Origin of the sequence: Phytobacter sp. SCO41, assembly GCF_003073275.1 — a bacterium.
GTDB lineage: Bacteria > Pseudomonadota > Gammaproteobacteria > Enterobacterales > Enterobacteriaceae > Phytobacter > Phytobacter diazotrophicus.
The window spans coordinates 5,482,576-5,496,424 of sequence record NZ_CP027225.1; the positions used below are offsets into that span (position 1 = coordinate 5,482,576).

The window sequence follows — 13,849 nt, forward strand, 5'->3', positions numbered from 1 at the left end:
CTCAGCCTGCCAGAAAGCAGACCAATGATTAAAGAATAAAAAAAGATTGGCTATAACTTTAGGAAATAACAGAAGGCAAAGAAACGCCCTCTCACGGGAGGGCGTTTAAGGTAATCAGTACAGTTTCTTAGCGCAGTCCAGCCAGTCGCCTTTGAACGGACGCTTCATGTTCTCGATAGCGTCGATGATGTCATGATGAACCATCTTCTCGTTCTGGATACCGACACAACGGCCACCGTGGCCCTGCAGCAGCAGTTCAATTGCGTATGCGCCCATCCGGGAAGCGAGAATACGGTCGTAAGGAACCGGGGAACCGCCGCGTTGAATATGACCCAGAACAGTCGCACGGGTTTCGCGCTGCGTTTCGGCTTCGATATATTTTGCCAGTTCATCGATATCACAGATGTGCTCGGTGATAGCCACGATCGCGTGTTTTTTACCTTTCGCGATGCCCGCTTTGATTTCAGCGACCAGATCTTCACGGCTGAATTCAACTTCCGGCAGAACGATAAATTCGCAACCACCAGCAATAGCCGCCGCCAGCGTCAGGTCGCCACAGTAGCGGCCCATCACTTCAACGATGGAAATACGCTGGTGAGAAGAAGAGGTGTCACGCAGACGGTCGATAGCTTCTACCACGGTATGCAGCGCGGTGAAGTAACCAATGGTGTAGTCAGTACCGGCAACATCGTTGTCGATAGTGCCTGGCAGGCCGATGCATGGAAAGCCCATTTCTGTCAGACGTTTCGCACCCATATAGGAACCGTCACCGCCGATAACGACCAGCGCATCAATGCCGCGCTTTTTCATGTTCTCAATAGCCACGGCGCGGACATGTTCTTCACGGAATTCCGGGAAACGGGCAGAACCAAGGAATGTACCGCCACGGTTAATCATGTCAGACACGCTATAGCGGTCGAGTTGAATCATGCGGTCTTCGTACAGGCCGAGATAACCATCGTAAATACCCGCTACTTCCAGACCTTCAGTCAATGCTGCACGGACCACGCCACGAATTGCTGCGTTCATGCCCGGCGCATCACCGCCACTTGTCAACACACCGATTTTCTTAATCATGACTACCTCTGAACTTAGGAATGCAAAAATAATGTTCTGTTGGCCAAAAAACTCCGCGAGGGAGTAAACATCTATGCTGCAATATTATATCAACTGCCGCTTGCTGAATTGATTCAGGTCAGACCATATGGCGGTAATTTATACACAAAAATCGGGTCTGACTCACTTCTTTTACAACGAAATACGACAGCCTTAATCCGCTTATCGTCCTTGAGGTACTACTGAGCAGGGATCCTGGTGAATAATCACATCCGATCCCGGAAAACGCTGGAGAATGGCCTGCTCCACATGTTCAGCCACAATATGCGCCTGAACCAGTGGAAGGTTATCGTCCATTTCCAAATGTATTTGAATAAAGCGGGTCGGCCCTGACTGCCGCGTGCGAAGATCGTGCGCGCCGCTTACGCCTGGCCAGGAAGTGACAATATCGAAAATTTCCTGCCGTTCGGCATCGGGTAATGCCCGATCCAGTAAAGACTGAACCGCGTCATAACCCATATGCAGCGCGCTGTACAAAATATATCCGCCAATCCCCAGTGCGAAGAGGGCATCCGCCCGATGCCAGCCGTACCATGACAGCCCCAGGGCGATGAGAATTGCACCGTTCATCATAACATCAGACTGATAATGAAGCATATCTGCCCGCACCGCCTGGCTTTGAGTTTTTCGCACAACCCAACGCTGAAAAGTGACGAGTATCACAGTACAGACCAACGCGATCACCGTCACCACAACCCCAATACCGGGCGCACGCATCGGTTCAGGGTTCGCCAGATGCTGAATACCGGTTAAAAACAGGAATAATGCTGAACCTGAAATAAACATGCTTTGTGCCAGCGCCGCCAGCGATTCCGCTTTCCCGTGTCCAAAAGTATGCTCGTCGTCCGCAGGCTGCAGCGAGTAGCGCACCACCAGCAAATTAGTCAGCGATGCGGCAATATCCACCAGCGAGTCCACCAGTGCGGCCAGGATACTAACCGACCCGGTGTACCACCATGCAAAAATTTTAATGACCAATAATGACGACGCCATGATCGTCGCAGCGATAGCTGCGCGACTGACCAGGCGCCCATAAGATTCAATCATAAATGCCCCCACGCTGTTCTGTGCGTAGTATAACGAAAGGCAACTTAATCGGAGGAAAATCAGGTGGCTGAATTCGGAGCAAAAAAAACCCCCTCATCATGAGGGGGAAGACAGGGATGGTGTCTATGGCAAGGAAAACAGGGTTCATTACTACTGACTACTGGGAACGCTGGGTGCTACTACTCAATACTCTCAACGGTGAACTTTGCTGCATCTGCGTCATTTCACGCAGTTGAATCATTCGTTGCTGATGTTTCTGGTTCAAAACCGCTTGCTGATCAGGAGTGAGCAGGTGATACATCTGGTTGCGGACTTTCGCCATTTCAACCTGACGACTTATCTGCTCCTGCGCCATTTTCTCGGCCTGAACGCGCACAGCGTTTTCATCAAAATTTTCTGCGGTGACAAGGCGATGCATTGTCTCCATTTCGCTAACATTAACAGGGGGCTTGTCGTGCCTTGCCTGCTGCATCAGATCTCGCATCTGTTGACGCTGATGTTCGGTTAAATGTATGCCGTCGAACATATGGCTCTGACTGGAACGCTGCGCGAATCCCTCAGTCGGGTGCCAGTTATCGCCTGTTACGACTTCAGCAGCCTGGCTAAAAGCACTTAGCGCCAGTGTTGAGGCCATGACGGCAGCGGTAACTTTGCGCATCATTTGCTCCCAAGAACTTTCTATGTCGCGAATCAACGATAATGAGTCTACGATTCAGGCTGCAAACATGCGTCAGGGGGTGTAAAACAACGTAAAGTCATGGATTAGCGAGCCTTGATGACGTAATTTCTGCCTCGGAGGTATTTAAACAATGAATAAAATTCTTTTAGTAGATGATGACCGAGAGCTTACATCCCTGTTAAAAGAGCTGCTCGACATGGAAGGTTTTAACGTGCTGGTTGCCCACGACGGGGAACAGGCGCTCAACCTCCTTGATGACAGCATCGATTTGCTTTTGCTCGACGTCATGATGCCGAAGAAAAACGGTATTGATACCCTTAAAGAGCTACGCCAGACACACCAGACTCCCGTCATTATGTTGACTGCACGCGGCAGCGAACTGGATCGCGTACTCGGCCTTGAGCTGGGCGCGGACGACTATCTGCCAAAACCGTTTAACGACCGCGAACTGGTCGCGCGTATCCGTGCGATTTTGCGCCGTTCCCACTGGAGCGAACAGCAGCAAAATACGGACAACGGTTCGCCGACGCTGGAAGTCGACGGCCTGAGCCTCAACCCAGGTCGTCAGGAAGCCAGTTTCGATGGTCAATCGCTGGAGCTGACCGGTACCGAATTCACCCTGCTCTATCTGCTGGCACAGCATTTGGGCCAGGTGGTTTCCCGTGAACATTTAAGCCAGGAAGTGCTGGGTAAACGCTTAACGCCATTTGACCGCGCGATTGATATGCACATCTCTAACCTGCGCCGTAAGTTACCGGACCGCAAAGATGGTCATCCGTGGTTTAAAACCTTACGAGGCCGGGGCTACTTGATGGTATCCGCTTCATGATAGGAAGTTTGACCGCCCGCATCTTCGCCATTTTCTGGTTAACGCTGGCACTGGTGCTGATGCTGGTCCTGATGGTTCCAAAGCTTGATTCCCGCCAGATGACGGAGTTGCTTGATAGCGAACAACGTCAGGGCGTGATGATTGAACAGCACGTTGAAGCGGAACTGGCCAATGATCCACCCAACGATTTGATGTGGTGGCGCAGGCTGTTTCGCGCAATCGACAAATGGGCCCCTCCGGGGCAACGTTTGTTGCTGGTGACCAGCGAAGGGCGCGTGATTGGCGCTGAACGCAATGAAATGCAAATTATCCGCAACTTTATTGGTCAGGCGGATAACTCAGATCACCCGCAAAAGAAAAAATATGGTCGGGTAGAGCTGGTAGGGCCTTTTTCCGTTCGCGACGGTGAGGACAATTACCAGCTCTATCTTATTCGACCTGCAAGTAGTTCTCAGTCTGACTTTATCAACCTGCTGTTTGACCGCCCTCTTCTGTTGCTGATTGTCACAATGCTTATCAGCTCGCCGCTGCTACTGTGGCTGGCGTGGAGCCTGGCAAAACCCGCGCGTAAGCTGAAAAACGCGGCAGATGAAGTGGCACAGGGCAACTTGCGACAGCATCCTGAGCTGGAAGCCGGGCCGCAAGAATTCCTCGCTGCGGGCACCAGTTTTAACCAGATGGTCATGGCGCTGGAGCGCATGATGACCGCCCAGCAACGGCTCCTGTCCGATATTTCCCACGAACTACGGACACCGTTAACGCGGCTACAGCTCGGCACCGCGCTGTTGCGTCGTCGCAGCGGCGAGAGCAAAGAGCTGGAACGTATCGAAACGGAAGCACAGCGGCTGGACAGTATGATCAACGACCTGTTGGTCATGTCGCGTAATCAGCAGAAAAACGCGCTAGTCAGCGAAACGGTCAAAGCCAATCAGTTGTGGAATGAGGTGCTCGATAACGCCGCGTTCGAAGCGGAACAGATGGGTAAATCCCTGACGGTGAATTTCCCGCCTGGCCCGTGGCCGCTGTACGGCAACCCGAATGCACTGGAAAGCGCGCTGGAAAATATCGTCCGTAACGCCCTGCGTTATTCGCACACCAAAATTGAAGTGAGTTTCTCGGTCGATAAAGACGGCATCACCATTAACGTGGACGATGACGGCCCGGGCGTCAGCCCGGAAGACCGCGAGCAAATCTTCCGCCCGTTCTACCGTACCGATGAAGCGCGCGATCGCGCGTCCGGCGGGACAGGTTTAGGGCTGGCAATTGTTGAAACCGCTATGCAGCAGCATCGCGGTTGGGTGAAAGCCGACGACAGCCCGCTCGGCGGTTTACGCTTGACGTTATGGATACCGCTGTATAAACGTGCCTGAGCATATCCCCTCGCCTTACCGGGCGGGGGGAAACTGCTATTTACCCCGCAAACGCCGGGCGTTGTCTTCGATTTTCCCGCTACTTCGCCGATTTTGCATCGTTCTTGTCCAACTGGCCGAAAGCCCGGCGGCGGACATCAGCCGCCGATATTGCTCATCATCAAACGGCATGTGCCAGGCGATTGCAGCGGCATCCAGAACGCTCACATCGCTGTTACGTGATACCAGTTCCAGCGGCGCATCGGCGCTCACTTTACCGCCGGTAATAACCCGATAAAGCCAGCCAACACGCCCACTCGCCTGCATCTGCGAAGACATGTCGCTGATGGAGAAGTGAAAGTTAAGTTTGAAACAGGGCGAGCGCGGCTGCGTCACCTGAATGAGCGCATTTCCCCAACGAAAAATATCACCAATAAAGACATTTCTTTCCGTCAGCCCTTCGGTCGAGAGGTTCTCGCCAAATGCCGGGGCGAAGAAAAGCGCCGCCTGTTCGGGGAACATCGTTTTCCAATGAGCGTAGTGTTCGCGGGGATAATGACAAAGCGCCCGGTCAGGGCCGCCGTGGTAGGACGTCTCCGCCTGCTCATCACCGACTAACCCCAGCTCCGTTAACATCAACTCGCCCTCCACCTGCAACTTGGCAATTGCGCTGGGTCTGCTGTCCTTATAATCCTTTATTTTTCCTGTAAAAACATTCACCGGATGCTGCATTTCCTCTCTCCCGGGCTCACCCATCATCGGCGTATTAGACCACACTTTTTAGCAATAAATCGTGCAGAAATGCGACACCGATACGCCTGCGTTTTATATGAACGTGCTATGAATTAACAGAAGTGAAACGCAATTTCATATTCAAGGAGACAGTGACGTGAAGAAGAAAAATGAATTTTATGGCGTCTGGTGCCCGTCCATTACGCCCATGACACCTGCTGGTAAAATCGACCTGAACGGATTGGAACAGCATATTTCACGCCTGACCGACGCCAGAATTGACGTGGTGTTGCTGATGGGCAGTATCGGCGAATTTGCCTCTTTCACCCTTGATGAACGGCTCATGCTTATCCGCGAAGTGCGCGGTATGACCCCCGGCACCCTGGTCGCGAACGTTTCCTCGACATGCCTGAATGATGTGGAGTGGATGGCCGATGAAGCCTTCCGCACGGGCTACGATGCCGTTATGGTGCTGCCCCCTTATTACTATGGGCAAACGTCTGCCCAACTGCTGAGCTACTTCCGCCACCTGGGGCAACGGCTGAACGGCAAATGGTTTGCCTATAATTTCCCGGCCAGGACCGGCTGCGATCTGACGCCGGAAATCGTCGCCACCCTGGCAACGGAGTTCCCACACTTCGCTGGCATAAAAGACACGGTCGATTGCCAGTCGCATACGCGCAACATCATTCTGGCAACCGAGAAAATCCGTGATGATTTCGCCGTGCTGTCGGGGTATGACGAATACTTCATCCCCAATCTTCTCGCAGGCGGCGCGGGGGTTATCTCTGGCCTCAATAACGTAATGCCGGAACTGTTTGTCAGAGCTCGGGATGCGTGGAAGCAAAACGATTTGGCTACGCTACATGAAGCCCAGCGCGAGACAGGCAAATTCATGTCGATTTACACGATTGGCGAGGATTTCGTTACCACTATCAAAACCGTAGTGGCACGGAAATTTGGCTATTGCGGCGCAACGTCCCGCAATTTTGGCGGCGAACTCACGCCAGCGCAATGTGCGAAGGTTGATGAGGTTTTCGGTATCGGCCATTAAAAAACCGGCCTGAAAAGGCCGGTTTCTCTTTTAAACCGCAGCGCTATTTTACCGCACCGCGCAAATCCGCTACCGCAGCATGCCCTTTTACTTTTCGTGACCAGAGAGAAGTCAGAATCGGCACCAGAATAGAGGTCACAATCACCGATGTCGCCACCAGCGCGGTCGCGGCAGGCGCCATTGCTTTAAACTCTGGCACCATCTCGGCAATCAATACCGGTGTGGCCACCGCCGCACCGGCGGAGCTGGAGGCAGCAAGCCCAGCGGTACCGTCCCCGCCACCCAGGACTTTATCGGCAATAATCAATGGGATGCCAGTAATCACAATCACCGCCAGCCCAAGCAGAATTCCGAGCAGGCCGGTCTGGGCGATAACGCTGAGATCGATAGTGTTCCCAAGCGCAAAGGCAAAGAAGGGGATCAGCGTCTGCACCGCGCGGGTAAAAAATTCCCGTAATTCGGGGTCGAGGTTACCCAGCCCGAAGCCAATCAGGAAGGGCAGCACCGCGCCGACAAATACGTGCGGTTCAAAAGAAGCGATACCCGCCGTTCCCAGAATCACCATCGTCATCAGCGGGCCAGACTCAAGGGACATCAACACAAACGCCCCGGCCTCTTCCTTGGTGCCGTACTGTTGCATGATGGAGGCGTACAGACCGCCATTGGTCATGTCCATCGAAGCCACCAGCGCCAGCGTCGACAGCCCGGCAAAGAAGCCCGCCTCTACACCGTGAGCAGGAATCAAATGCGAGGTTACCGCCGCAACCACCCAGGCCACCGCGATTTTGGTCACCACCAGCGTGCCCGACTTACGCAGCACCGTCCCGGTCGCGCTGAGCTTAATCGACGCGCCCATGCAGAAAAACCACACCGCCAGAATCGGTACGGTGCCGGTGATCATGCCGTTCGTGAAGGAGCCAAAGTACTTCCCGGCCCCCGGTGAAAACGTATGGCACAGCGCCCCAAGAAACAGAGGAACCAGCATCATCCCACCCGGGATTTTTTCAATTGCACGTTTGATTTGCATATCGCCACCTGTAAAAACAGTGAGTTTTGTGCGCCATCACGCCCCTCTGAGCGGGCGTTTCCAGCGCTGATGGCAAAATGTTAGAGCGTCGTCACACTCAGAAAAGTGATCCCCCATACAAAATCAAAACAATATTTCATTTTTATTGGATATATGTTTCTTTTGATTTCAGGGACTGACCAACAGACATAAAAAACCCCCGCTGACGATGCCAGCAGGGGCCTGGTTTGCCCGTAAGAACGGGCTAAATGAAATTATTTCTTCGCAGCAAAACGTGCCGCCGCTTCATCCCAGTTCACCACGTTCCAGAACTCTTTGATGTAGTCCGGGCGGCGGTTCTGGAATTTCAGGTAGTAAGCGTGTTCCCACACGTCCAGGCCCACGATCGGGAAGCCGGATGCGCCGGAAATCGCTTCACCCATCAGCGGGGAGTCCTGGTTAGCAGTAGACACCACAGCCAGTTTGTCGCCTTTCAGCACCAGCCACGCCCAGCCAGAACCAAAGCGGGTAGCCGCTGCTTTTTCGAATTCAGCTTTGAAGTTGTCAACGGAACCGAAGTCACGTTCGATAGCCGCTTTCAGGTCGCCCTGCAGGGTGGTGCCTTTTTTCAGGCCTTTCCAGAAGAAGCTGTGGTTAGCATGGCCGCCCGCGTTGTTACGCAGTACGGTTTTTTTGTCAGCCGGCAGTTGGTCCAGTTTGGTGATCAGCTCTTCAGCAGACAGACTGGCGAATTCTGGCAGGCTTTCCAGCGCTGCGTTCGCATTGTTTACATAAGTCTGGTGGTGTTTAGTGTGATGGATTTCCATCGTCTGCTTGTCGAAATGAGGTTCAAGTGCATCGTACGCGTAAGGCAGGGATGGCAGTGTATAGCTCATACTAATCTCCATTATTGTCGGGCGGCAGGTATGTTAACGCCGCGTAATCAGTTGGTTCATTATAGTTAGTTAAATGATATTGAAAATGTTTATCAATGCCGTAGTTTTAATATGGTTATAACATTCTGTTATGAACCCGTGCCGACGAGAGGGATAGCGCAACGACGGACGAAAAAAATCGCCCAACGCTACACACAAATGAAGTGACTGGTTAACTGGCCATCATAAAAACGGTGGAGCATCAAAGCGGGGGATCAGTGGCTGGCAATGGGCCGGTGTACGTGTCCTGTGTTATCGCAGAACAAGCCCTTCCTAAGCCGCTTCGTTACGACGCTGTCGCCACTGGCTGGGCGTCATGCCAGTTTCGCGGGTAAAAACGACCGAGAAATAGTTACTGTCTTCAAAGCCGCAGCGCGTAGACACTTCACCAATCAGCAATTCCGTGTGCTGCAACAGATACTGTGCATGGCAAATACGCAACTGACGCAGGTAATTATTGATGGTCATTCCGGTTTGCGCGCGAAATTGTTGGCGCAGCGCACGCTCACTGCACTGCTCCTGATCGCAGAAACGCTCCAGCATGAAAGTGCGATTAAGGCTGCCCGTAAGCGCGGTAATCAACTTATCGAGCAGGGCTTCGCTATGGGTGGCGGCCAGGTTGTCGACCGCAAAACGATGGCGTGTGAGCGTCATCACCAGTTGGGCGAAGAGCACCTCGGCCATATTGTTTGCCAGCGCATCGGCTTTGGTGCTCTCTTGCTCCAGTTGGGTGATGACCTGTCTTGCCTGGGCCATGCCGGTGCTCCCCAGACGCCAGTGCGGCGTCCACTCTTCGCCGCTCAGCCCTGGAATATGCCCCGCCCAATCGAGATTAAGGGTCAGACGGTCCGGACAGTAGATGATATTTTGCAGCACCAAATCGTTGACGGAGGCGTAGGAGTGTTTGTCTTCCGCGCGGATATAAAACAGATCGCCACGGGTAATGCGGTAGGGACGGTCATTGAGGATATGCAAACCGTTGCCGCGCCAGACCAGCACCAGTTCGCAAAACTCGTGAGTATGTTCGGCAAATACATTTTGCGGATAGCGGTCCGCCACCGCCACCGCCTGCCCCGCCCGGGGGAAAAAATCCGCTTTACGAAGAATTAACTGGCTTCCCACAACATCACCTCGGCCGAAGACAACCGATAACTATTAGCTGATTTTCGGCGAAAAATCGGTGATAGCCTTCTCGTTACCGCTATTGCAGTTGCACATCGCGCCCCTGGCGAATATCGCGCGGGGACCAGTCGAATTCCCGGCGAAACAGGGTAGAAAAGTGGTTACTGTCGCCGAAACCGCAGCGAAAAGCGATATCTGTAACGCTATCATCGCTGTGGCGCAGCATATGGCGCGCCTTAATCAGACGCAGCCGGTTGAGATAACGCTGCGGCGTCAGGCCGGTATATTGCTTTAGTTGACGGTGCAATGTGCGCAGCGACAGGGTGAACTGATCCGCCAGCGACTCCCAGCAGACCTCTTCGGCAAAGTGATCTTCAAGCCAGGAGATCAGCTGATTGAGGCGCGCATCATTACTCATCGCTCCTTCCGCCAGGCTGCTTTTACGCAGCAGAACCAGCAACTGCATAAACAGGATTTCACGATTGGCTGCGGTCGCCATGTCCATCTCCTCACCCACTGCTTCCATCTGGCCGATGATCTCACGTACCTGTTGCAGTACGCACTGGTTGACGCGCCAGTGCGACGGATAGTGCCCGTCTTGCTCCTGCGGCAGCAGCGCGTTCAACCCCGCCAGAAACGTAAACGCATCCGGCGAACGATAGAGCACATTGGTCAGGCACAGATTGTCAGTATGTTCATATAGGTGTCTGTCGTGGTCGCGGACAAAGCAGACGGTTCCCCCACTGATGGTATAGGACTGCCCATTAAAAACATGGATGCCGGTCCCGTGTTCAACAATCACAATTTCGTGAAAATCATGATGATGTTCCGGAAACGCAGCCTGTGGCAGACGCGGCTCAATAGCGACAGGCGTTGTGCCAGAAGGGAAGAAATCCACGCTGTGTAATACGGTCATGATTGCCTCACATACCAATGAGAAGTGTTCTCAAAATAGTAATTAAGCACGGCAATTCGCACCTTGAATTTTTGACCGCAAAACAGGTAAAGCCTGTCAGATTTTCAAGAAAGGGTCGGAAAGTTCAGGAATTGTCGCCCTGGTCACACCCCGCAAACCACACGGGTTTATCAGAAACTGTGAACTTCCTCACTTTCATCTTTGCTTTCTTGCCAGCCACTTCCAGGGGGTGTCATTAACAAGAAGGTTACCGCGAGGTCCTTTTTTTAGACTGGGGGCAATAACTCTCACAAGGACCCCATCATGACATTTCGCCATTGTGTCGCCGTTGATTTAGGCGCCTCCAGCGGGCGTGTAATGCTGGCCTGCTACGCGACAGAACAGCGAACGCTCACGCTGCGTGAAGTTCATCGCTTCGCCAACTACCTGGAAAAAAACAACGGTTTCGACTGCTGGGATATCGATACCCTGGAAGATGAAATTCGCCTGGGTCTGGAAAAAGCCTGTGCGCAGGGTGTCACCATCGACAGTATCGGTATCGATACCTGGGGTGTGGATTATGTTTTGATCGACAAACAGGGTAAGCGTGTTGGCTTACCGGTCTCTTACCGCGACCATCGCACGGATGGCATCATGGCCACTGCCTTTGAGCAGCCAGGCAAAGCCGATATTTACCGTCGCAGCGGCATTCAGTTTTTACCCTTTAATACGCTCTATCAGTTGCGCGCGCTGGCCCAGCAACAGCCGGAAATCGTGGCCGCTGCCGACCATGCGCTGCTGATACCCGACTATTTCAGTTTTCGTCTGACTGGCAATCTGAACTGGGAATACACCAACGCCACCACCACGCAACTGGTGAACATCGACAGCGATAACTGGGATACCACGCTGCTCAACTGGGCGGGCGTGCCCGCCTCCTGGTTCGGTACACCGACCCATCCGGGCAATGTGATTGGCCACTGGCAAAGCCCGCAGGGCACCGATATTCCGGTGGTTGCTGTCGCCAGCCACGATACCGCCAGCGCGGTCATCGCTTCACCGCTGAAAAATGCCAGTGCCGCCTATCTCTCTTCCGGCACCTGGTCGCTGATGGGCTTTGAAAGTACCACGCCCTACACCAGCGACGAGGCGCTGGCCGCCAATATCACCAACGAAGGCGGGGCGGAAGGGCGCTATCGCGTGTTGAAAAACATCATGGGGCTGTGGCTGCTGCAACGCGTTCTGAAAGAGCGCGACATTACCGATTTGCCCGCTCTGATCGCCGGGGCTCGCGCGCTGCCCTCCTGTCGTTTCGTGATTAACCCAAACGACGAGCGCTTTATCAATCCGCAGAACATGTGCGAAGAGATCCAGTCCGCCTGCCGGGAAAGCAACCAGCCGGTACCGCAGAGCGACGCCGAACTGGCACGCTGCATTTTCGACAGCCTGGCGCTGCTGTATGCAGACATTCTCGGTGAACTGGCGGACCTGCGTGGTCAACCCTTTACCCAGTTGCATATCGTTGGTGGCGGCTGCCAGAACCAGCTCTTAAACCAGCTCTGTGCCGATGCCTGCGGCCTGCCCGTCATCGCGGGCCCGATTGAAGCCTCCACGCTGGGCAATATCGGCGTACAACTCATGACGCTGAACGAACTGAGCAGTGTCGACACTTTCCGTGACGTGGTTGCCGCGAGTTACGCGCTGACCACCTTTACACCCAATCCTGACAATGAAATTGCCCGCAACGTCGTGCGGTTTCAGCAGAAACGACAGACAAAGGAGCTTTGCGCATGACCACTCAACTTGAACACGCCTGGGAACTCGCTAAACAGCGCTTTGCCGCTGTAGGCATTGATGTCGAAGAGGCCCTGCGCCAGCTCGACAGGCTGCCGGTTTCCATGCACTGCTGGCAGGGCGATGATGTCGCCGGTTTTGAAAACCCGGAAGGCGCCCTCACCGGCGGTATCCAGGCGACCGGCAACTATCCGGGCAAGGCACGTAACCCTCAGGAGTTGCGCGCCGATCTGGAGCAGGCCCTGAGCCTCATCCCCGGTCCGAAGCGCCTTAACTTGCACGCGATGTACCACGAAGCGGGTCCATCGGTCAGTCGTGACGCGATCAAGCCTGAGCACTTCAAAAACTGGGTTGAGTGGGCAAAAGCCAACAAACTGGGTCTGGATTTCAATCCGTCCTGTTTTTCACACCCGATGAGCGCAGACGGCTTCACCCTCTCTCACGCGAACGATGACATTCGCCAGTTCTGGATTGACCACGTGAAAGCCAGCCGCCGCATCTCGGCGTACTTTGGCGAGCAACTGGGCACGCCATCGGTAATGAATATCTGGGTACCGGACGGCATGAAAGATGTCACCGTTGATCGCCTGGCGCCGCGCAAACGTCTGATGGATGCGCTGGACGAAGCGCTGAGTGAGAAGTTCGATCTGGCGCATCACATCGACGCCGTTGAAAGCAAACTGTTCGGCATCGGCGCTGAAAGCTACACCGTGGGCTCAAACGAGTTCTATATGGGTTACGCCACCAGCCGCCAGACGGCTCTGTGTCTGGATGCGGGGCACTTCCACCCGACCGAAGTCATTTCCGACAAGATTTCCGCCGCCATGCTGTATGTGCCGCGCCTGCTGCTGCACGTCAGCCGCCCGGTGCGCTGGGACAGCGACCATGTGGTGCTGCTGGATGATGAAACGCAGGCCATCGCCAGCGAGATTATTCGTCACAACCTGTTTGACCGCGTGCACATCGGCCTGGATTTCTTCGACGCCTCTATCAACCGTATCGCCGCATGGGTTATCGGCACCCGCAACATGAAAAAAGCCCTGCTGCGCGCCCTGCTGGAGCCGACCGAACAGTTGCGTCAACTGGAAGCCGATGGCGATTACACCGCCCGTCTGGCGCTGCTGGAAGAGCAGAAATGCTTACCGTGGCAGGCCGTGTGGGAAATGTATTGTCAGCGTCATGACACCCCGGCCGGTAGCCAGTGGCTGGAGAGCGTGCGGGCGTATGAGAAAGATGTATTGAGTCTACGCGGGTGATTGACCCTCACCCCGGCCCTCTCCCTTGAAGGGAG

General features: G+C 54.1%; 13 protein-coding genes. 5 read left to right on the forward strand and 8 right to left on the reverse strand.

Going from position 1 to position 13,849, the window contains the following annotated elements; genetic code table 11:
* Positions 1–114 precede the first annotated feature (114 nt).
* The 3 genes from pfkA to cpxP form a co-directional block, all read right to left on the reverse strand.
* The gene (pfkA, locus tag C5523_RS26610) at positions 115–1,077 is read right to left on the reverse strand and encodes a 6-phosphofructokinase (protein WP_039077314.1); all 963 of its coding nucleotides are present in this window, start codon (positions 1,075–1,077) and stop codon (positions 115–117) included.
* 201 nt (positions 1,078–1,278) lie between these two features.
* Entirely contained in the window at positions 1,279–2,163 is an 885-nt protein-coding gene (fieF, locus tag C5523_RS26615) for a CDF family cation-efflux transporter FieF (protein WP_039077315.1), read from the reverse strand.
* Between the two features lie 157 nt (positions 2,164–2,320).
* Positions 2,321–2,821 carry a cell-envelope stress modulator CpxP gene (cpxP, locus tag C5523_RS26620; RefSeq protein ID WP_039077384.1) on the reverse strand — a complete coding sequence of 167 codons (501 nt, stop codon included), beginning with the start codon at positions 2,819–2,821 and terminating at the stop codon, positions 2,321–2,323.
* Between the two features lie 151 nt (positions 2,822–2,972).
* Here cpxP and cpxR point away from each other — a divergent pair, with 151 nt between their 5' ends.
* Complete coding sequence (cpxR, locus tag C5523_RS26625) at positions 2,973–3,671, forward strand: envelope stress response regulator transcription factor CpxR (RefSeq protein WP_039077316.1); 699 nt, start codon at positions 2,973–2,975, stop codon at positions 3,669–3,671.
* The gene (gene cpxA / locus C5523_RS26630; protein ID WP_039077317.1) at positions 3,668–5,041 is read left to right on the forward strand and encodes an envelope stress sensor histidine kinase CpxA; all 1,374 of its coding nucleotides are present in this window, start codon (positions 3,668–3,670) and stop codon (positions 5,039–5,041) included. Before cpxR ends, cpxA begins: the two co-directional genes overlap by 4 nt.
* A gap of 36 nt (positions 5,042–5,077) precedes the next feature.
* On the opposite strand, the gene yiiM is transcribed toward cpxA, so the two are convergent.
* The gene (yiiM, locus tag C5523_RS26635; protein ID WP_107223603.1) at positions 5,078–5,752 is read right to left on the reverse strand and encodes a 6-hydroxyaminopurine reductase; all 675 of its coding nucleotides are present in this window, start codon (positions 5,750–5,752) and stop codon (positions 5,078–5,080) included.
* 208 nt (positions 5,753–5,960) lie between these two features.
* Between yiiM and C5523_RS26640 the strand changes: the two genes are divergently transcribed.
* Positions 5,961–6,806: a dihydrodipicolinate synthase family protein gene (locus C5523_RS26640; protein WP_369944961.1), complete on the forward strand. Its 846-nt coding sequence runs from the start codon at positions 5,961–5,963 to the stop codon at positions 6,804–6,806.
* A 43-nt stretch (positions 6,807–6,849) separates the two neighbouring features.
* On the opposite strand, the gene kdgT is transcribed toward C5523_RS26640, so the two are convergent.
* The 4 genes from kdgT to rhaS all read right to left on the reverse strand — a co-directional run bounded on the left by kdgT (position 6,850) and on the right by rhaS (position 10,785).
* Complete coding sequence (kdgT, locus tag C5523_RS26645) at positions 6,850–7,833, reverse strand: 2-keto-3-deoxygluconate transporter (RefSeq protein ID WP_039077320.1); 984 nt, start codon at positions 7,831–7,833, stop codon at positions 6,850–6,852.
* 254 nt (positions 7,834–8,087) lie between these two features.
* Positions 8,088–8,708 carry a superoxide dismutase [Mn] gene (sodA, locus tag C5523_RS26650; protein WP_039077321.1) on the reverse strand — a complete coding sequence of 207 codons (621 nt, stop codon included), beginning with the start codon at positions 8,706–8,708 and terminating at the stop codon, positions 8,088–8,090.
* Positions 8,709–9,020: 312 nt separating this feature from the next.
* The gene (rhaR, locus tag C5523_RS26655; protein WP_039077322.1) at positions 9,021–9,869 is read right to left on the reverse strand and encodes an HTH-type transcriptional activator RhaR; all 849 of its coding nucleotides are present in this window, start codon (positions 9,867–9,869) and stop codon (positions 9,021–9,023) included.
* 79 nt (positions 9,870–9,948) lie between these two features.
* Positions 9,949–10,785: an HTH-type transcriptional activator RhaS gene (gene rhaS / locus C5523_RS26660; protein WP_039077323.1), complete on the reverse strand. Its 837-nt coding sequence runs from the start codon at positions 10,783–10,785 to the stop codon at positions 9,949–9,951.
* A 303-nt stretch (positions 10,786–11,088) separates the two neighbouring features.
* On the opposite strand from rhaS, the gene rhaB reads away from it, so the two are divergent.
* Together rhaB and rhaA are read left to right on the forward strand one after the other, a co-directional pair.
* The gene (rhaB, locus tag C5523_RS26665; protein WP_108702244.1) at positions 11,089–12,558 is read left to right on the forward strand and encodes a rhamnulokinase; all 1,470 of its coding nucleotides are present in this window, start codon (positions 11,089–11,091) and stop codon (positions 12,556–12,558) included.
* On the forward strand, positions 12,555–13,814 hold the full coding sequence (rhaA, locus tag C5523_RS26670) for an L-rhamnose isomerase (protein ID WP_039077325.1): 1,260 nt from the start codon (positions 12,555–12,557) through the stop codon (positions 13,812–13,814). Before rhaB ends, rhaA begins: the two co-directional genes overlap by 4 nt.
* Positions 13,815–13,849 lie beyond the last annotated feature (35 nt).